This window comes from Clostridium ljungdahlii DSM 13528 (assembly GCF_000143685.1).
GTDB lineage: Bacteria > Bacillota > Clostridia > Clostridiales > Clostridiaceae > Clostridium_B > Clostridium_B ljungdahlii.
Genome location: NC_014328.1, coordinates 1749739 through 1769153, shown reverse-complemented (window position 1 = coordinate 1769153; position 19415 = coordinate 1749739). Strand labels below are relative to the sequence as shown.

The 19415-nt window shown below is 34.2% G+C and carries 16 protein-coding genes; 3 read left to right on the top strand and 13 right to left on the bottom strand.

Features of this window, described 5'->3' with window-relative positions:
• Window positions 1-12 precede the first annotated feature (12 nt).
• The 7 genes from CLJU_RS07965 to CLJU_RS07935 all read right to left on the bottom strand — a co-directional run bounded on the left by CLJU_RS07965 (window position 13) and on the right by CLJU_RS07935 (window position 6211).
• The gene (locus CLJU_RS07965) at window positions 13-459 is read right to left on the bottom strand and encodes a MarR family winged helix-turn-helix transcriptional regulator (protein ID WP_041705080.1); all 447 of its coding nucleotides are present in this window, start codon (window positions 457-459) and stop codon (window positions 13-15) included.
• A 176-nt stretch (window positions 460-635) separates the two neighbouring features.
• Window positions 636-1928, bottom strand: coding sequence for a S41 family peptidase (locus tag CLJU_RS07960; RefSeq protein WP_013238285.1), 1293 nt, complete (start codon window positions 1926-1928; stop codon window positions 636-638).
• A 221-nt stretch (window positions 1929-2149) separates the two neighbouring features.
• A complete protein-coding gene (locus tag CLJU_RS21280) occupies window positions 2150-3022 on the bottom strand; it encodes a CPBP family intramembrane glutamic endopeptidase (protein ID WP_013238284.1) in 873 nt (290 codons plus the stop codon).
• A 47-nt stretch (window positions 3023-3069) separates the two neighbouring features.
• A complete protein-coding gene (locus CLJU_RS07950) occupies window positions 3070-3663 on the bottom strand; it encodes a permease prefix domain 1-containing protein (protein WP_013238283.1) in 594 nt (197 codons plus the stop codon).
• Entirely contained in the window at window positions 3656-3997 is a 342-nt protein-coding gene (locus CLJU_RS07945; RefSeq protein WP_013238282.1) for a PadR family transcriptional regulator, read from the bottom strand. The genes CLJU_RS07950 and CLJU_RS07945 overlap by 8 nt, the downstream gene beginning before the upstream one ends.
• A 215-nt stretch (window positions 3998-4212) precedes the next feature.
• Window positions 4213-5688 (bottom strand): DUF4179 domain-containing protein, encoded by a 1476-nt coding sequence (locus tag CLJU_RS07940; RefSeq protein WP_013238281.1) that lies wholly within the window; start codon window positions 5686-5688, stop codon window positions 4213-4215.
• A 1-nt stretch (window position 5689) separates the two neighbouring features.
• On the bottom strand, window positions 5690-6211 hold the full coding sequence (locus CLJU_RS07935; protein WP_013238280.1) for a sigma-70 family RNA polymerase sigma factor: 522 nt from the start codon (window positions 6209-6211) through the stop codon (window positions 5690-5692).
• Between the two features lie 219 nt (window positions 6212-6430).
• On the opposite strand from CLJU_RS07935, the gene CLJU_RS23140 reads away from it, so the two are divergent.
• Window positions 6431-9277 (top strand): DNRLRE domain-containing protein, encoded by a 2847-nt coding sequence (locus tag CLJU_RS23140; RefSeq protein WP_013238279.1) that lies wholly within the window; start codon window positions 6431-6433, stop codon window positions 9275-9277.
• A gap of 175 nt (window positions 9278-9452) precedes the next feature.
• Here the strand turns inward: CLJU_RS23140 and CLJU_RS07925 are convergent, their stop codons facing one another.
• Window positions 9453-10379, bottom strand: a complete 927-nt coding sequence (locus CLJU_RS07925; protein WP_013238278.1) for a LysR family transcriptional regulator — start codon at window positions 10377-10379, stop codon at window positions 9453-9455.
• Between the two features lie 241 nt (window positions 10380-10620).
• Between CLJU_RS07925 and CLJU_RS07920 the strand changes: the two genes are divergently transcribed.
• Together CLJU_RS07920 and CLJU_RS07915 are read left to right on the top strand one after the other, a co-directional pair.
• Window positions 10621-12564 carry an oxidoreductase gene (locus tag CLJU_RS07920; protein ID WP_013238277.1) on the top strand — a complete coding sequence of 648 codons (1944 nt, stop codon included), beginning with the start codon at window positions 10621-10623 and terminating at the stop codon, window positions 12562-12564.
• A 15-nt stretch (window positions 12565-12579) separates the two neighbouring features.
• Window positions 12580-13674 (top strand): NAD(P)-dependent alcohol dehydrogenase, encoded by a 1095-nt coding sequence (locus CLJU_RS07915; protein ID WP_013238276.1) that lies wholly within the window; start codon window positions 12580-12582, stop codon window positions 13672-13674.
• A 147-nt stretch (window positions 13675-13821) separates the two neighbouring features.
• On the opposite strand, the gene CLJU_RS07910 is transcribed toward CLJU_RS07915, so the two are convergent.
• From CLJU_RS07910 to trpC, 5 genes are all read right to left on the bottom strand, one after another.
• The gene (locus CLJU_RS07910; RefSeq protein WP_013238275.1) at window positions 13822-15912 is read right to left on the bottom strand and encodes an ArnT family glycosyltransferase; all 2091 of its coding nucleotides are present in this window, start codon (window positions 15910-15912) and stop codon (window positions 13822-13824) included.
• A gap of 117 nt (window positions 15913-16029) precedes the next feature.
• Window positions 16030-16815, bottom strand: a complete 786-nt coding sequence (trpA, locus tag CLJU_RS07905; protein WP_013238274.1) for a tryptophan synthase subunit alpha — start codon at window positions 16813-16815, stop codon at window positions 16030-16032.
• Window positions 16815-17990 (bottom strand): tryptophan synthase subunit beta, encoded by a 1176-nt coding sequence (gene trpB / locus CLJU_RS07900; RefSeq protein WP_013238273.1) that lies wholly within the window; start codon window positions 17988-17990, stop codon window positions 16815-16817. Before trpB ends, trpA begins: the two co-directional genes overlap by 1 nt.
• Window positions 17990-18619: a phosphoribosylanthranilate isomerase gene (locus tag CLJU_RS07895; RefSeq protein WP_013238272.1), complete on the bottom strand. Its 630-nt coding sequence runs from the start codon at window positions 18617-18619 to the stop codon at window positions 17990-17992. The genes trpB and CLJU_RS07895 overlap by 1 nt, the downstream gene beginning before the upstream one ends.
• Before the next feature lie 13 nt (window positions 18620-18632).
• Window positions 18633-19409, bottom strand: coding sequence for an indole-3-glycerol phosphate synthase TrpC (trpC, locus tag CLJU_RS07890; RefSeq protein WP_013238271.1), 777 nt, complete (start codon window positions 19407-19409; stop codon window positions 18633-18635).
• Between the last annotated feature and the right edge of the window lie 6 nt (window positions 19410-19415).

Here is a 19415-nt window from a genome sequence, read left to right as displayed (position 1 = left end):
TAATTCACCTTCTTAAAATTTTTGCATAAATTCTACAGCATATTTGAGACTGTCAGTAAATTTTGCTAGTTCATTAGGATTTGCAGTACTTAGAATTTCGCTCATACGGTAAATGGAGATATTCATGATACTTTCCATTTCCTTTATCCCAGTATCTGTAAGGGATATAAGTACTTTTCGTCGGTCATTAGCATCATTGCAGCGAATAACAAGACCTAATCTTTCTAATTGATCAATCAATGTAGTTAAGCTACCTTTTTCCATATTAAGCATCTTTGAAATTTCTGTTGCAGTAAGAACCTTATATTGATAAAGGAACCCAATGATTGCAGTATGATTTTTTTTTAGTTCTGGATGATTTGGGCTTTCCGTGCAAAATTTACGGATAAATTTTGCATGGAATAAGCCCATAATTTTAAATAATAAGTCGTGCAGTTCTCGAAATTCATCTTTTGCCATAAACATCACCCCTCATATAGTTAGAATACTTAAAGTAAGAATTCTAACTATATTTTATGTTATTAGTTTATATTTGTCAAGATACTAAAAAAGATGACTCCGGTACAATACAGAAATCATCTTTCTAATTTAATATAGCTCTTTTTTTATTGTTCTTAATAAAAGGTACACTTTTTTTACTTAATACTTTGTCTATCTAAAATATAATTTAAAAAGTCATCCTTACCATTAAAATAAGACGATGCTTTTAAAATAATATTTACGTCAGGATAAATGGAATCCGTATCTTTACTTGTTGTTTTAAAATACTTACTAGAATACTGTATATCTACATTGGTATTTGATAAATGTATTACCTTAACCTCACCAAAATGATTTGGCTTGCCTCCGGTTGGTTCCCCAATAAGCAAGGCATTTGTATTGTTTTTTAAATCCATAGTATTCAATATTGCAGAGGAAAATGTCTTTCTGCCTATGATGACAAATAAATTTCCTTTTTTATTTATATTACTTCTCTTTTTTATTTCATCTAGAAAAGAATCAAACATCTTAGAATTTCCACCACCATTGTCACGTAAATCTATAACCAACGTTTTAGCTTTTTTGCTGTCAAGAGTTTTAAATACATCCTTTGTAAAACTTGAGAAAGAATAATTCTTCATATTCGAACAACTATTGTATTTCACATAGATGGTACTGCTTTTTTCAATGTACTTAAACCAATAATTTTTATCTGAGTTTTGCTTTGAAAGTGGAATATTATTTATATACTTAGGATCGTCAGATAAAAATTTAGTTTTATCAAATTCTTCTTTATTTAAAGGCTTTACAGTAACACTAGTATTTGGTGATCCCTCAAAAGTAAAAACTACGTCATCATTTTTCACTATTCCTGCAAATTTAAGCACATCCGGAAACCTAAGCAAACTGTAAAATTCATTTTTCAAAATAGCTTTATTATCTTTAGATATAATAGGATCCAGTTTTGAGTGTAATTGTTCTATGGAGTACCCATTTACCGCTACTAATTTCTTACCCCAGAAATCTTTATATGCTAAAGATGAATTTATCAGGTAAATTCCATCTTCAAATTGGAAAAAGCTTACTGGATACGCTGATTTGGATTGTATAACAACAGATGTGTGGCTGTCATTTATAGAACTTATTATTTTTGTGAGTTCCCATTTAATTTGCATATCATTGTATTTGTCAACTTTATTTATAAGTGAATCCATATCCCTGTCAAATTCGACCTTACTTTTTGAAAAGAACAGATTTTTATGTTTTTTAGGCAATTCATTTTTTACAAACTTTAAATCCGCCGTCCATTTTTCATTTCTACTTGCATTATTGAGTACAGGTGAACTTATTTTTCTATTAAATAAGTTGTAAGCAAATATTCCTGCTGCAGCAATTATAATAGCTGCTATTACTAGTATAACCACTAATTTTCTTTTCTTTAATTTCATAAATATCCCCCTATATATCAAAGAATTTGAACATTTTTTAGTTTTTTGTTTTTATAACTGTATTCATATACTTATATTAGTTCATTTTTATATATTTTGCCATGAAGTTAGCTTACATTTTACCATTTAAAGTTACATTTTTTTAATATTGAAATATTCCATTAAAAAAGATACAGCTAATAAAAGTCTGTATCTTTCTATTTGTAAAATTTTTGCAATGGCTATCTCCTATTTAAATCTATATTGGTTTTATATTGATTTTCAATATTTGAGGAAAGTTTTTTCATGCCAAAATATATTATCAAAAGTCCAATGATAGTTAGTAGGACTATAATAAGAGTATTTGAACTAATTAGCAATAAAAACTGTGGATAGTATTGAAGCAAAATGCTTGTAGTTGCACTATAAAGTATATCTCCAATTATGCACAAATATAATGAATGAGTTTTTATATAAAGGTAACCTAATAAGATTCCAAGTAAAAAAGCGCATATAAATCCTGCAGGATTAAAGGTAGATATTCCAAACAACAATGAGGATACCAGTATTGTTTTTAGGCTAGAATATTTTTTTGAAAGTCCACCGATAATAATCCCTCTAAATACAAACTCTGTTAATAAAGGTCCAATGATACACAAATATCCAATAAAAAATATAGAATTCTTATTAATAAGCTGTATGCTTTCTGTAACTGAAATAAATCCTGGAAGAATTTTATCTATTGGCATCAGAAGTGAATCAAAGAACATAAGATAACCTAAAACAATCAGTACTAAAAGTAATGCATTAATTAAAGTAAATTTTTTTACCAGTCTTATTTTGATTTTATCTTTACCAAGATTAGTAATGTAATATGCATAGAATACTGCAGTGACTGCAAAAAAAGTAACTCCTACTGCAAAAATAGATAGTAACAATTGTAATATACTATTACTGAATGAACGAATCACACTGAAGCCGATTCCTAAAGTAAACCATGATATCAGAATATACGAAATTGCAGCAACTACTGCATCTGTAATACTCAGCTTTTTAGCCTCTGATTTTTGATTTTCAAGATTTGATAAAATTTTAAAAGGATTTAAGTTAGACATAATTAAACCTCCCCATAAAAATTAAATTTTATTATTTTAGCATACTTTTAATTTAGATTTTGAAGTTTATTCTTAATGAAATATAGCTTCATAACTAAAACTGTAATTAATACAATACCGAATATAATGATTAAGGTTTCTTTTATGTGATTTGGAAAAAGTATACAACAAACAAAGAATCCGCTAAAAATGATATCGCATAAGACTATTAAAATTAAAAATCCGCTTTTGTTCTCAATATTAATATATTGGTAAAAAGCAATGCACCCAACAATCCAAGAAATGCTAAAAAGCAAAGAAATAAAGTTTTGAAAATTCAAACTGCCATTATTAAAAATGATGTGAATGGCAAGAAAAACACAGCCAATAATAAAAATAGCAATTGCTGTTTTTATTATCTTCAAAGTAACCTCACTTTTTCTTGTCCATATGCTGTTCATTTCTAAAATAACATTGTTTTCTTCACCAAAATTTTTTAAAGCAATTTGTATACTTTCTTCTTCACTAAAACCTTGATTTTGGAGCTCTGACACCTCATCATTCAGATTTGACGTCAGCTCCTCCTTAAGTATTTGGATATCCTTGTCAGATCCATTGAATTTGCTGCAAATACGTTTTACATACAAATCAATTTTATTCATTAATATTCACCCCCAAAAAATGATCTAATAATTCCCTAAGAGCCATCCACTCCTGAACTTTTTCTCTGAAAAAATTCAAGCCTTCTTGTGTAATCCTGTAATAACGTCTTCTTCCACCGCCAGTATTTTCATCGTCATTCCAGTATCCTTCCAGGTAATTCCTTTTTTCCATTCTTTTTAAGGATACATATAAAGTTGCTTCCTTTATTTGAAAGTTTTTATTTGCCTGTTTTATTGTTTTTCCAATTTCATAACCATACATATTTTTATGTTTTAAAACTGATAAAACGATTATATCAATATATCCTTTTAGTAATTCCTTTTCAAATTCCATTAGAACAGCACTCCTAACTAAACTAGTACATCATACAAAGTACGTAATATTATAATATAGTTCTTAACTATATTATAAGACATACTACTAAATATTATCAAGTACTTTTTCAAAAAAATACAGCCAATAAAAGCCTGTATCTTTTTATTTGTAAAAATTTTATCAGATAGCTACCTACTGTAACACTCCAACTAAGTAAGATTCATTGATAATGCTTATTGCTTATCTAAATCAATGTTGATTTTATATTGATTTTCAATTTTAGGTTCATCAATAATAGGAAGTGCAATCTTATATTTTTTTGATTTATCTATAGGTGGCAGCTTAATTGATACAATCCTTTCTTCTACATTCTCAAGTATGGCAATAGGTCCATCCTCAGCACGCTCTATGTCTTTATAATTTTCATCTACAATCACTGTATCATTTATATTTTTGTAAGGATATACACCATTACCTTGAAGTTTAAATGTAACTTTAGTATATTTAGCTGTCGTTTCAATCTTAGTGATAACAGCACTACTATTTTGTCCTACTTTTATTACCTGATTAACCAATTTGTCTATGGTAGAAAATTGTCTATCTTTATCTATGTTAAATACGTGAATAACATTGTCAAAAGCATATCCATCAGACTTTTCCTTTGCTGTTACAGGTCTGCTTTTAGTTATGATTTCCTGAGGAATATTGAAATTAGTACTATTTATCGTAGTTTGTAATATAGAATAAGGAAATTTGTTAATCTCTTTTGTTTTGACTCCCCACCTTTTCAATATCGGAACCACAGTTAAGCTTTTTACATTAGATAGATCATTAAGTACTTCTATCGTCCCATTATAATCTTTCTTACCATGAGTTCCTGATCCCAAATCAGTTTCCAGTACTCTTCCTTTGTCATCCATAACAACAAAATCAAAGATTGAACTTATCATATTTTCATTTAACTTATCATATACACCAGAATAATTTATTGAATTTCCAAGAGGACTTATTACCAAGTTTTTAATTTTAAGAGTGCTATCCGGCAGTTTAATTGTATTGTTTAAAGAAATATACCTTGAATTTGTTGGTTTACCTGATTTAGAAACTTTAAATTTGAAATTCCAAGGTCCTTTTACATTGCCAATCCAAAACATATTCCAATCTACATTCACATCATTTGACAGTTTCATATCTGAAATATTACTACTGGTTACCCTAACAATCCTATTGTCATCTATTTTTTTATCTGTACTACCATAGGTGGATAAGGATTTCCCATTTAATTTTATATGTACCATATCTCCTTGATTTGCCTTAATATTCTTGCCTTGAATTATTGAAGTAACTGCAAAAGTATTGTCATCAATAACAATTTTATCTATAGTTACTGTTATGCCATCTTTTGTCACTGCTTTATTAACACTAGTTGAAAATGCTTCAAATTTATCAAAACTCTCACCTACGTTATTATAATTAATCAATTTAAAGATTGATTTTATACCAGGAAGTGCCTTTACTATGCCAGGATTAAAAATTCCCACAGTAATTGCAATAGCTATTACTGCAGCTAAAGCGGCAAATTTTTTATACCTTTTTCGAGAACTTTTCACTTTACATTCCTTTCTACCTCTTTCAATGCCCTTTTTTATTGCTAAGTCTATATCTTTTGGAATTTTTATCTTGTCTTTCAAATTATCTAAATTAAACATATTAACATATATCCTTTCCCATAAATATTCTTAAGCTACTTAAGGCTTTATTAAGATGAGTTTTTACAGTACCTATTGGGCAATCCATGACTTGAGAAATCTCAGCTATTGTAAGATCTTGAAAGTATTTTAGGAATATAATATTTTTATATTTATCTTCCAATTTATCTATGTAATTCAAAATATCAAGTTTTTCTTCAATATGATTTTCTTTATAATAATGTGATTCATCAGATAAGCTATCTGGTAAATAGTTAATTTTCTTTTTTTTATTAATAAAATCTATTGCATTATTTATTAAGATCTTACTTATCCATGTCTTAAAATACTTAGGTTCCTTCAACTTATATATAGAAATATAAGCTTTGTATACTGTTTCTTGTAGTATGTCCAGTGCATCTTGTTCATTTTTTGCATAGGCAAATGCTATTCTATAAAGTCCTTCTTTACTTATGTTCATAAGATATTCAAAGGCTTTTTCATCTTGGTTAATTGCTAACTTAACCTTCTCTTCCAAAATCATATTCTATCTCCTTCAATATTTAAATTACGCGCAATTTGTATTATACATTTATTAGACAGCAAAAATCCCTAAACGGTTTTACTATTTGTAAAAATTATATCCTCGAAATTCTTAAAATTAAAGTATCCTATTATATTATCTGCACATATATTGTACTAGGCTAGTTATAAATATTGTCATAAAAGCAAAAGAGAACAAAAAGAAAGAAGGGATAAAATTATGCCGTTTGTACAAGTTAATCCTAGTGATGATGCATATATATCTCTGCTAAATCCTAATACAAATTTTAGTGTTTCAAGCCTTTTATTTACAGGAAGATTTGTTTTAGCTAATGATATATTTAGAAGTCTACTAAAATTTGATTTATCTAATGTTATTCCAACAGGGAGTAGTATACTGCAAGCTTCACTAGAATTATTTATTAATAGAAAAGATACACCCGATGTGTTATTATCTCCACAAACTGTCACTGTGTTTACAAATGCAAGTAACTTTTCGGAGAATACAGTTACGTGGAATAATGCACCTCCATTGAATCCAACAATCTATTCTACAATTGTAACAGATAGCGATGTTGGTAAGTTTATTAGTATTGATATAACAGGTTTAGTAATTGACTGGCTAAATGGATCTATGATGAATAATGGAATTACACTGGTTGGAATAGAAAATGCTATTGATACTATACTAGGATATTTCTCCAAGGAATGGCCATTTCCTAGTCAGAGACCATTTTTGAATATAGAATATGGTACGCTAGTACCTACTGGAGTTACAGGACCTACTGGCTCAACTGGAGCAACTGGACCTACTGGAGTTACTGGTTCTACTGGAGCAACTGGTCCTACTGGTGAAACTGGAGCTACCGGGGCTACTGGTTCTACCGGAGCTACCGGCCCAACAGGAGTTACTGGTTCTACTGGAGTAACTGGTCCTACTGGAGTTACTGGTTCTACTGGAGCAACTGGTCCTACTGGTGAAACTGGAGCTACCGGGGCTACTGGTGAAACTGGCCCTACTGGAGCAACCGGAGTCACTGGTTCTACAGGAGTAACTGGATCTACAGGTGAAACTGGAGCAACAGGTACTACCGGTGAAACTGGCCCTACTGGAGCAACCGGAGTCACTGGTTCTACAGGAGTAACTGGCCCAATCGGAGTTACAGGTCCTACTGGTGAAACTGGTCCTACTGGAATAACCGGTCCTAATGGTGTTACAGGTCCTACTGGTGCAACCGGATCTACAGGCGATACCGGACCTACCGGAACAACTGGAATTACAGGAACAACAGGTTCTACTGGTACAACTGGGGCTACTGGCCCTACTGGAGTTACAGGTCCTACAGGTGAAACTGGACCTACTGGAGTTACTGGACCAATCGGAACTACCGGAGTAACTGGACCTACTGGAGATACAGGTCCTACAGGAGTTACAGGACCGACAGGTTCTACTGGAGCAACTGGTCCTACTGGTGAAACTGGAGCTACCGGCCCAACAGGAGTTACAGGTCCTACTGGTGCAACTGGATCTACAGGTGAAACTGGAGCAACAGGTACTACCGGTGAAACTGGCCCTACTGGAGCAACCGGAGTCACTGGTTCTACAGGAGTAACTGGCCCAATCGGAATTACAGGTGCAACTGGTGCAACTGGTCCTACTGGAATAACCGGTCCTAATGGTGTTACAGGTCCAACAGGAGTTACAGGTCCTACTGGTGCAACCGGATCTACAGGCGATACCGGACCTACCGGAATAACTGGAATTACAGGAACAACAGGTTCTACTGGTACAACTGGGCCTACTGGTGTTACTGGTCCTACAGGAACGACAGGTTCTACTGGTGCAACTGGAGCAACCGGGGCTACTGGTTCTACCGGAGCTACCGGCCCAACAGGAGTTACTGGTTCTACTGGAGTAACTGGTCCTACTGGAGTTACTGGTTCTACTGGAGCAACTGGTCCTACTGGTGAAACTGGAGCTACCGGGGCTACTGGTTCTACCGGAGCTACCGGCCCAACAGGAGTTACAGGTCCTACTGGTGCAACTGGATCTACAGGTGAAACTGGAGCAACAGGTACTACCGGTGAAACTGGCCCTACTGGAGCAACCGGAGTCACTGGTTCTACAGGAGTCACTGGCCCAATCGGAGTTACAGGTCCTACTGGTGAAACTGGTCCTACTGGAATAACCGGTCCTAATGGTGTTACAGGTCCAACAGGAGTTACAGGTCCTACTGGTGCAACTGGATCTACAGGTGAAACTGGAGCAACAGGTACTACCGGTGAAACTGGACCTACTGGAGTTACTGGACCAATCGGAACTACCGGAGTAACTGGACCTACTGGAGATACAGGTCCTACAGGAGTTACAGGACCGACAGGTTCTACTGGAGCAACTGGTCCTACTGGTGAAACTGGAGCTACCGGCCCAACAGGAGTTACAGGTCCTACTGGTGCAACCGGATCTACAGGCGATACCGGACCTACCGGAACAACTGGAATTACAGGAACAACAGGTTCTACTGGTACAACTGGGCCTACTGGTGTTACTGGTCCTACAGGAACGACAGGTTCTACTGGAGTAACTGGTCCTACTGGAGTTACTGGTTCTACTGGAGCTACAGGCTCAACTGGTTCTACCGGCGCAACAGGTTCTACTGGAGCTACCGGAGCACCCAACCTATTCTTTAATGAAATTGCTGGTGGTATCGCTGTATATCCTCCTCTAAATACTGAAGTTTCAGTAGTATCTGTATCTGTATCTGACACAATTGGCGAAAATATAAAAATTGACTATGCTCTTTCAGTAGAATTTGTCACTACTGCGAACTCAAGTATTACTTTCGAAGCAAGATTATACAGAGATTCTACCTTAATCACCACTAGAGTATTAGAAAGATCAATAGCATCAGCCGGAACTCAACGATTTCCTATTGCCAACACTTACGTGGATACTGCAGTAGTTACAGGTGCATCAACTTATAGTGTTAGAGTTATTGTCACCCTAGCTAATAACGTCACTTCCGGTACAGCATTCAACCAAAATATAAATTGTATTGCTTTTTAGTGGTTTTTACTCCTTATGAGGATGCTCGAAAGAGCATCCTGTTTAGATTATGAGGTACTACTCATAATCTAAATGTATATAACTGTTCAGCAATTTCGTATAATTCTGGAACTGCAAAAACACTATCTCCTCTTATAACTCTTGTGGTGCAAGGATATTTAAAAGGTTGAGCTTGCTATTCATTAAGATCATGGAAAGCTATTGTACTCTGACGATTGTTGAGTTTAGGAAGTTGTTGCTTTATATATCGATAAAATGCCAACATATTTTCAGTTAGCACTTTGTTTTTTTTCTTTACGAAATATACGTCCCAGCTAAAGTTATCATCCGGAAATTTATAATATCTGAGCTTGGAATCATCCGAACGTATGGTATGTTCCGGAACAACAAATAGAAGGTTGTTATGTTGTGCAATTTCTCTTAAGGAGTTGAAATCACCAGAAGATATATCAATAATTGGGTTAAATCCTGCATTTCGACAAGTCGCAACGAAATTGTGGCGTATGTGAAATTGTGTGTTGAACATGGCATATCGTTGACAGTTCAAATCATCTACTTTGATATGTTTTTTGCGGTATAATTGATGTGTCCAAGGAATACACAAATATATATGTTCTTGAATTAGACATTCAGCAGAAAAGCGATCTGTGTCTATAACGCCAGTTGTAATACAGAAATCATATTCGTCTTTTTTTAAAAGTTCTTCCAGATAAAAGTCTGCATGATCCGAATATTCAATATTCACATGTGGATGTGTATTCTCGAAATCTGTAATCAGTTTATAAGGCATTACAGAAATTACGCCAAAGGCCATACCAAGAAAAATGGTTTCCTGAGGCACATCTTTTATCTGAGAAATATGGGAATACATATATCTTTTTCGCTCTAGAATAATACGACATTCATCCAGAAAATACGCACCATATTTTGTGGGAGATACTCCATTGCTATTTCTGTAAAGTAGTTGGCATCCCAGCTCTTTTTCCAGTTCTCGGACTATTTTGGATATGCCTTGCTGAGACACATGATATACCGCAGATGCCTTATTGATACTTTTGCACTCGCATACTTCTATAAAGACTTCCATTTGTCTGAATGTCATAACTCATCCCCCTTTATAACTTTTTAAATATAGTAAATTATCACACATTGTATAATAAATTTCTTATAGAAAATAGCACAACTATAATTAAAAATTGAAAATGTTCATGAAACAGTCTTCTGCATGCAACCTTTTGGTTGTAGATATACAATAATTTTTCTTCTTTTTTGTCTTAATTTTATCATATATACTTAAGGTGTCAAGAAATTATCAAACTTAGATAAAAAAGGAGTAAAAGGATATGAAGAACAAATATTATCCACATCTTGCCAGTCCTATTAAGATTAATGGAGTTACTTTTAAAAACAGAATTTTTGGTGCGCCTATGTCCAACCCGGAATTAGACGCAGACTGTAATATGAGGAAAGAAGAAATCGCATTCCATGAAAATCGTGCACGTGGTGGTCTTGCCAGTGTAGCCATTGGTCTTGGTATTGTAGATGCTATTGGTCGTACACACACAAAGGAAATAAAGCTCTATGACATAATGTCTCTCCCTTCACTTAAGGAAGCTGCAAACGCCATGCATCGTCACAATTGTAATGCAGTAATGGAGCTTGCCCATGGTGGAAAATACGGCAATGCCCGTAGTCATGGCAATGCTGATGGTACATTAATTGGGCCCAATGATGAAATAAATCCAGAAGGACTTCAGGTTCGCAGCATGACAGATGAGGATATCCATAGAGTTGCGGATTGTTTTGCTAAAGGTGCAAAGCTAGTGAAAGAGGCTGGCTTTGACATGGTACTTATCCATGGTGGTCATGGATGGCTGCTTGGTCAGTTCAGCTCTCCAACCATGAATCACAGAACAGATAAATGGGGAGGCAGTCTGGAGAATCGTATGCGTTTTCCACTGCTGGTAATAGAAAAAGTACGTGAAGCTGTTGGAGCCAATTATCCAATTGAATTCCGTATGAGTGGAGCAGAGTATACGAAAGATGGATACACAATCGAAGAAGGCATCAAGATGGCCAAAATGCTGGATGGAAAGGTTGATATTATCCATGTTTCTGCCGGTATTCATGAGGACCCAGAGGTATTTACACTTACTCACCCATCTATGTTTATTGAACATGGATATAATGTATATCTTGCATCTGAGATTAAAAAGCACGTGAAGACACCGGTTGCTACATTAGGTGGACTAAATGATCCGGACATGATGGAAGAAATTATTGCTTCAGGAAAAGCAGATATCATACAGATTGCACGTCAATCACTGGCTGATCCATATTTCCCAGAGAAAGCATTTTCAGGAAATGCAGATGACATTAATCGCTGCTGCCGCTGCTATACCTGTTTCTTCAATTATTTAACAAATAGAACATTCTGTTGTGCATTTAATCCGGTTATTGGCAATGAACTGGAAAACAAGCATGCATTCCCAGTCACAAAGCCAAAGAAAGTTATCGTAGTTGGTGGTGGCCCAGGAGGTATGGAAGCAGCTATTACAGCAGCTGATCGTGGTCATTCTGTTACTCTTTATGAAAAAAGCAGTGAACTTGGCGGACAGCTTCTTTTTGAACAATATATTCCTTTTAAGAAGGATATGTTCAATTTTGTAAACGTATTAAAAAGACGTTTGGAGAAATCAGGCGTTGAAGTTTGTTTGAATACAGAGCTTACTGCTGAGCAGGCTGCAGCAGAGAATGCTGATGTCATAATTACAGCTATTGGAGCTAAACCGATTGTTCCACCAATCCCTGGAATCGATAATGAGAAAGTTGTTGGTCTTGAAGTTCTTCATCAAAAAGCTCCTGCACTTGGACACAAGGTTGTTATTCTTGGTGGAGGTCTTGTTGGATGCGAATCTGCAATTTATCTGGATAGCCTTGGAAAGGATGTTACAATCGTTGAGATGAAAAACGACTGGGCAGCAGATTCTTATTTTATGCACAAAAATGCAATGGTAAGGGCAATGCGGGGCAGCAATATCAAGATTAATGTAAATACAAAGGCAAAGGCTGTTACAGCTGAAGGACTTGTCTGCGAAACAACCGATGGTGAAGTTACTTTTGAGGCTGACAGCATTTTGTTAACAGCAGGTATGAAAGCTGACCGTGCAGTTGCAGAAAGCTTCTATAACGCAGCACCACGTGTATTTGAAACAGGCGACTGTATTAAGCCAGGTCGTGTTGTTGAGGCAGTTACAAACGGATACTATCGTGCACTAGATATTTAAAGAAAGGGGATTATTATGAAAATAAAAGCGGCAGTAGTTCATGAAAAAGGACAAGATTTTAAAATTGAAGAGGTAGAATTAGCACCACCAAAGGCAGATGAAATACTTGTAAAAATAGTATCAAGTGGGGTTTGTCATACTGATGAAGTTGCAAAACTACAAGCGATTCCGGTACCTTTACCAGCAGTATTTGGACATGAAGGTTGTGGTATTGTAGAAGAGGTTGGTAGTAGTGTTACTGAGTTTAAAAAGGGTGACCGTGTTGGATTTTCCTTTGGATTTTGTGGACATTGTGAAAACTGTCTAAGTGCACATCAACATGCATGTGAAAATTTTAATGCAATTAATTTTGGTGGGGTTATGAGTGATGGTACAAAGAGACTTTCACAAAATGGAAAAGAAATATCTTCATTCTTTGGACAATCCTCCTTTGCAACTTATGCAGTGGTAAATCAAAACAGTGCAATAAAAGTTGATGATGATATGGATCTTGCATTGGTAGGTCCTCTAGGTTGTGGCATCCAAACAGGTGCAGGTGCTGTATTAAATAGATTAAATCCAAAGTTTGGTTCTACTATTGCGGTATTTGGATGTGGAACTGTAGGAATGAGTGCTATTATGGCAGCTAAAATTACAGGATGTTCAAAAATTATTGCAGTAGGAGGGAATCCAAGTAGTTTAGAACTTGCAAAAGAGCTTGGAGCAACTCATACTATAAACAGAAAAGAAACTGATGATATAGTTTGTGAAATCAAGCAGATCACAAATGGAGGATGCCACTATGCAATCGATACCACTGGAGTTGGTGATTTTGTAAAAAAAGCTCTTGCTTGTGTTCGTTTCTTAGGTACTGCAGTAGTTTTGGGAGCGACTGGAGATTTGACCATTAATGTACAAGAAGAATTAATGGGTGAAGCAAAATCTTTAATTGGGATTGTGGAAGGTGATTCTATTCCAAAGTTATTTATTCCTCAATTAATTCAATACTATAAAGAAGGTAAATTTCCATTTGATAAATTAATTAAATTCTATGATTTTGAAGATATTAACAAGGCTTTTGAAGACTCTCACAATGGTAAAGTTATTAAAGCTGTATTAAAAATAAATTAAATGGGTGAAAAAATGAAGCTTATATTCGAAGAAAGATACAAGGAAATTTTAGGATACCCATATTATAATTTAAATGAGGCTTACTTTCATTTTAATAAGCATAAGATGGAGTCAAAACTCCATCTTATGCCAAGAACTCTGTTTATTTTACTTCACTGCCTCCATTTTGTGCCATTTACTTAAATCATATAATTTCATAGAATTGTTTTCTCTGCCAAATGCAGTAAGGCCATTAATTCTCTGATTTTTAGTATTGCTCCTCGAAGTATTAGAATTATTCCATTTACTATCTGGAACAACCTTTCCATTTTTCCTAATCCAATTATCAATATCATTATTCGAGTTACTCCCATGACCCCCGAACCCCATAAAGCCTCTGCCATTACCTGCATTTACCAAAGCATACCTTACAGCTCCATCACTAACTAATTTTTTGAACTGGTTTACTGTAAGTATAGGATCTGATCCACTAAATCCTCCAAGTGCCATTACAGGTTGGCCAGTTTTAAGTATTAAATCCGAACCATAAGAATTAGCTGAAGGCACTACAACAAGGTACTTTTCATTTGTTTTATTATTTTCTAAGAATTTTATGAGTTTTGAGTTACTGGTGTTACCCATATCTCTTTGCTGATTACTCCTTGCAAGCTCCAATCCAGCTGACGGACTGCTTCCATTCATTTTGTAAATCATTGGAGTAAATGACCACACTGTAGGAGCAACTAAAATTCCTATAAAAGCAATACTAGCCAGTGTTTTACTTAATGCTGTATTATTACTAAAACCTGAACTTTTCTCTTTACTTCTAATTAAATTAATTATACATAATATTAGTGAAGATATAATACATAAAATCCCTGTTATTATAATTATAATCTTGTACCCACTTGATCTATTATAATTATAAGATAAAATGAGTATCTCAACACAACCATTTGCAATAAGTCCTATTGGTAAAACCCAGGATTTTAAGCCACCTTCCTTATAAAATGTCCACATAGCTGATAATCCAATTCCAGTCAAAGCTGCAATAGACGGTGCCATTGTTGTTAAATAGTATGTGTGCGTTACATTTTTTGAAAAACTAAAATATATAAATTCAGGCAATAACCACATAACCCATAATATTAATGATAATTTTCTTTTACTATCAAAGGGAGCCTTTAACTTTTCCTTTATGGCTGCAGCGATAAACCCAATCACAGCAAATAATAAAAACCAGGATATTTGATCTGACATATTGCCATTACCAAATAATCTAAAAATACCGGACTTTGAGTTAGATCTCATACCACCTTGTGCATTATTAACATATGACTTGTTTTTGTTTGATCCATTAGACCTATTTCCAAAATCACCCCAACCTGTTGTTCTTTTAATATTGTTTTTATTAAATTCATTTTTTAATGTTCTTTGCTGTTTTTGACCTTTACCAGCATTCCTTCCGTTTATTCCAATTCTTTCCAATCCATTATGACCTATTATCAGCTGCATAACTGTATTATTGGTACTGCTTCCTATGTAAGGCCTATTACTTGCTGGCACCAAGTCTACAACTATAGCCCAGGATAGTGATACTACTAAAAGTACAACTGTACCTAAGATAAGATCCTTTATTTTCTTCTTAAAACTCATAGTAGAAGCAAGAAGATATGTTATATATACAGCAGGTGCTACCATATAGGCTTCAACCATTTTTATGTTGAATCCTATGCCTATAAGAACCAAACTCAATATAAGATAACCAATTTTACCTCTTTCAGCAGCTATTTGTGCAGCTAAACATGCTAGCAATAAAAACATAACAAGCAAATTATCAATAGTATTGTTTCTAGCCGCTGCTACAGATATTGGTGTTACTGCAAGACACAGTGCTGCAATAAGTCCTGCCGAAGCTCCAAAAGATCTTTTAACAAGAAAATATATAATTGCAACAGAAATTACTCCTGCAAGAGCCTGTGGAAGAATTATGCTCCATCCACTAAATCCAAATATTTTTGCAGATATAGTTTGAATCCAAAAGCCTAACGGTGGTTTATCAATGGTTACAAAACCTACTGGATCAAAAGATGCAAAAAAGAAATTTTTAAAATTCATCATCATACTTTTTACACCTGCAGCATAAAAAGTATTTGCATTTCCTTCTATACCCAAATTAGCAAAATTCAACACTGCAGATAATATTAAAATTAATGATAACAAAATGCTTTCTCTTGTAAATTTAATTTTTTTATTCACTATACCAACCTTCTTTCAAGTAAATATGAATAATCTAATTCTAATTAAATTTACATTACAAATATGTTATTTGAGTGTCAAATTTATTAACAATGTGAAAATAGCATCTTTTTCATTCTAAGCTAATTTTAATTCTTTAATAAACTTTTTTACATTTTTAATTATATCATCTTTACTTTTTCCAGCTTCTATCTTTTTAATTACTGCACTTCCCACAATTATCCCTTCACAATAAGGCTTGAATTTTGCAGCCATTTCTGCTGAGGATATTCCAAATCCAAGTGCCTTTGGAACATTCGTATAACTTGAAATTATATTCATATATTCCTCAATATCAGTATTTATGCTGCTTCTTGTACCTGTAACACCATTTACAGAGACACAATATATAAATCCCCCCGCATCTTTTACTATCTTTTCTATTCTCTCCTTTGAAGTAGGTGCTACTAGTGGAATAAGGTGTACATTATATTCTTTTCCAATGGCTGCAATGTCCTTTCTCTCTTCTATAGGAAGATCTGGTATTATAATTCCGTCTACGCCGCACTGGCTGCACTCTCTTATAAACTTTTCCATACCATACTTGAATATGGAGTTATAGTAGACAAGATACACAAGAGGTACTTCTGTTTTTTCCCTTATCTTTTTCACCGTATCCATTATACCTGCTATTTTCGTTCCGCCTTTAAGGGATCTATTTGAAGATGCCTGTATAGTAGGTCCATCTGCCAGAGGATCTGAATAGGGTATTCCAAGTTCTATTATATCTGCTCCTGCTTCTTCCATTGCAATTACTAATTCGAAAGTAGTGTCTAAATCTGGATCTCCGGAAGTTATAAACGGTATTAGAGCTTTTTCTCCTCTTTCTTTTAGCTTTGAAAACTTTAAATCTATTCTATTCATTATAGTTCCACCCCCATTATATTAGCTATAGTATTTATATCTTTGTCCCCTCTTCCAGATAAATTTACAATGATTATTTTATCCTTACTGAGTTTTGGAGCAAGCTTCATTGCATAAGCTAGGGCATGAGAGCTTTCAAGTGCTGGAATTATTCCCTCAACCTGTGACAAGTAAGTAAATGCATTGACTGCTTCCTTATCTGTAGCTGATTCATAAGTTGCTCTCTTTATATCATGATAATATGCGTGTTCAGGTCCTATTCCCGGATAATCAAGTCCTGCTGATATAGAATACGCAGGAAGTATTTGACCATCCTCATCTTGAAGCACATAAGTCATCATACCATGAATTACTCCTACAGACCCCTTTGATATAGTAGCTGCATGTTCATCCGTATCAAGTCCTTTTCCTGCGGCCTCTACTCCTACCAAATTTACAGAAGTATCTTCTACAAAGGGATAAAAAATTCCCATGGAATTGCTTCCACCGCCTACACAAGCTATGACATAATCAGGAAGTCTCCCTTCCTTTTCCAGAATTTGCTTTCTAGCTTCATCTCCAATTACTCTTTGAAAATCTCTAACCATAGTTGGATAAGGATGCGGTCCCATTACAGAGCCTATTACATAAAAGGTATCTTCTATATTCGATACCCAATTTCTCATAGCTTCATTTACAGCATCTTTAAGTGTTCCCGTCCCCGAAGTTACAGAAGTAACTTTAGAACCTAATATTTTCATCTTAAATACATTAAGAGCTTGTCTTCTTATGTCTTCTTCACCCATAAATACTTCACATTCCATTCCAAAGATAGCAGCTGCCGTAGCTGTAGCTACCCCATGCTGTCCAGCTCCTGTTTCAGCTATAACCCTTTTTTTACCCATTCTCCTTGCAAGGAGCACCTGTCCTAGTGCGTTGTTTATTTTATGTGCTCCCGTATGGTTTAAGTCTTCTCTTTTAAGATATATTTTTGCTCCACCTAATTTTTCAGTAAAATTCTTTGCAAAATACAGTGGATTTTCTCTTCCCACATAATCTTTAAGATAGTACTTATATTCCTCTATAAATTTTTCATCTTTTATTGCTTTATTAAACTCCTTTTCAAGCTGCATAACTGCATTCATTATTGTTTCTGGTACATACTGTCCTCCAAATTTTCCAAATCTTCCATCCATTAAAAATTCCTCACTTTCTCCATAAATTCATTTATTTTTTTCAAACTCTTTACACCATTTTCTTCGACTCCGCTGGATACATCTACTGCATAGGGCTTTACAGCTTCTAAAGCAGTATTTATGTTATCCGAATTAAGACCTCCTGCCAGTACCAATTTCTTATTTACATTTAAGTTTTTCAATACATTCCAATTAAAGTTTATGCCCGTTCCTCCAGTCTTTCCTCCTACACTGCTATCTACAAGCACTGCTTCCACATTATAATTTGATATTTTATCTATCTTGTGTTTTACATTATCTAATATATCTTTTCCATCAATGCTTACACTTTTCCATATTTTAAATGGATACAGGTTTTTTATATAACTCTCATCTTCCCTTCCATGAAGCTGGATTACATCTAACTTCAACATTTCTGCTGTATTTTTCACTTCTTCCAAACTATTGTTTTGAAAAACTCCCACTGGCCTTATTTTTTTATCTAAATTTTTAATAAGCTCTTCTGCTAATTTTAAAGTAACCTGCCTTTTGCTTTCACAAAACACAAATCCGGCATAATCTGGGAGGATCTTGTTTAAAATTTCTACATCTTCAATTCGCCTTATACCACATATCTTTACTAAAGTCATAAATTCACCCTTTTCAAAACTTAGACTGTTTTATAAAATCTCTTAATTTGTACTCATCTTTAATATTTCTCATAAAAGTTTCTCCTATAAGCACTGCATTTACACCTAATTCCTTTAAATATCTTATATCTTCTGGAGCTTTTATAGCACTTTCAGAAACTACTAAAACTTTCTCTGGTATTTTCTTTATAATTCTTTCTGTATTTTTCAAGTCTTCTGTAAAATCTTTTAAGTTTCTATTGTTAATTCCTACAATGGAACATCCAGCTTCAAGTGCAATTTCAAGTTCCTCTTCATCATGGACTTCCACCAGACATTGAAGTCCAATACTTTGTGCTAAGTTGTAATAATCTTTTAATTTATCTTTTAAGATGGCTGTTATAAGCAAAATAGCATCTGCACCTATAAATTTGGATTGGTATATTTGATAGGTATCAATTATAAAATCCTTTCTCAAAATGGGCTTTGAATTTACCCCTTTTACTTTGCTTATGTATTTATCACTTCCCTTAAAAAAATTTTTTTCTGTAAGTACAGACACTGCATCTATATCTATGCTTTCATATATTTTGGCTATGCCGACAGGATCAAAATCTTCTACAATAATACCTTTTGAAGGTGATGCTTTCTTTATCTCTGCAATGATAGATATTTCTTCTTTGCCAAGTACTTTTTTAAAATCTCTTGTAACCTTTCCACTGCATTCTTCTATTATCTTAGTAAGAGGCATATTTTGTTTTTCAAGTTCCAATTGAGGTCTTTTAGCTTTCACTATTTCATCAAGTATCATTTTTCC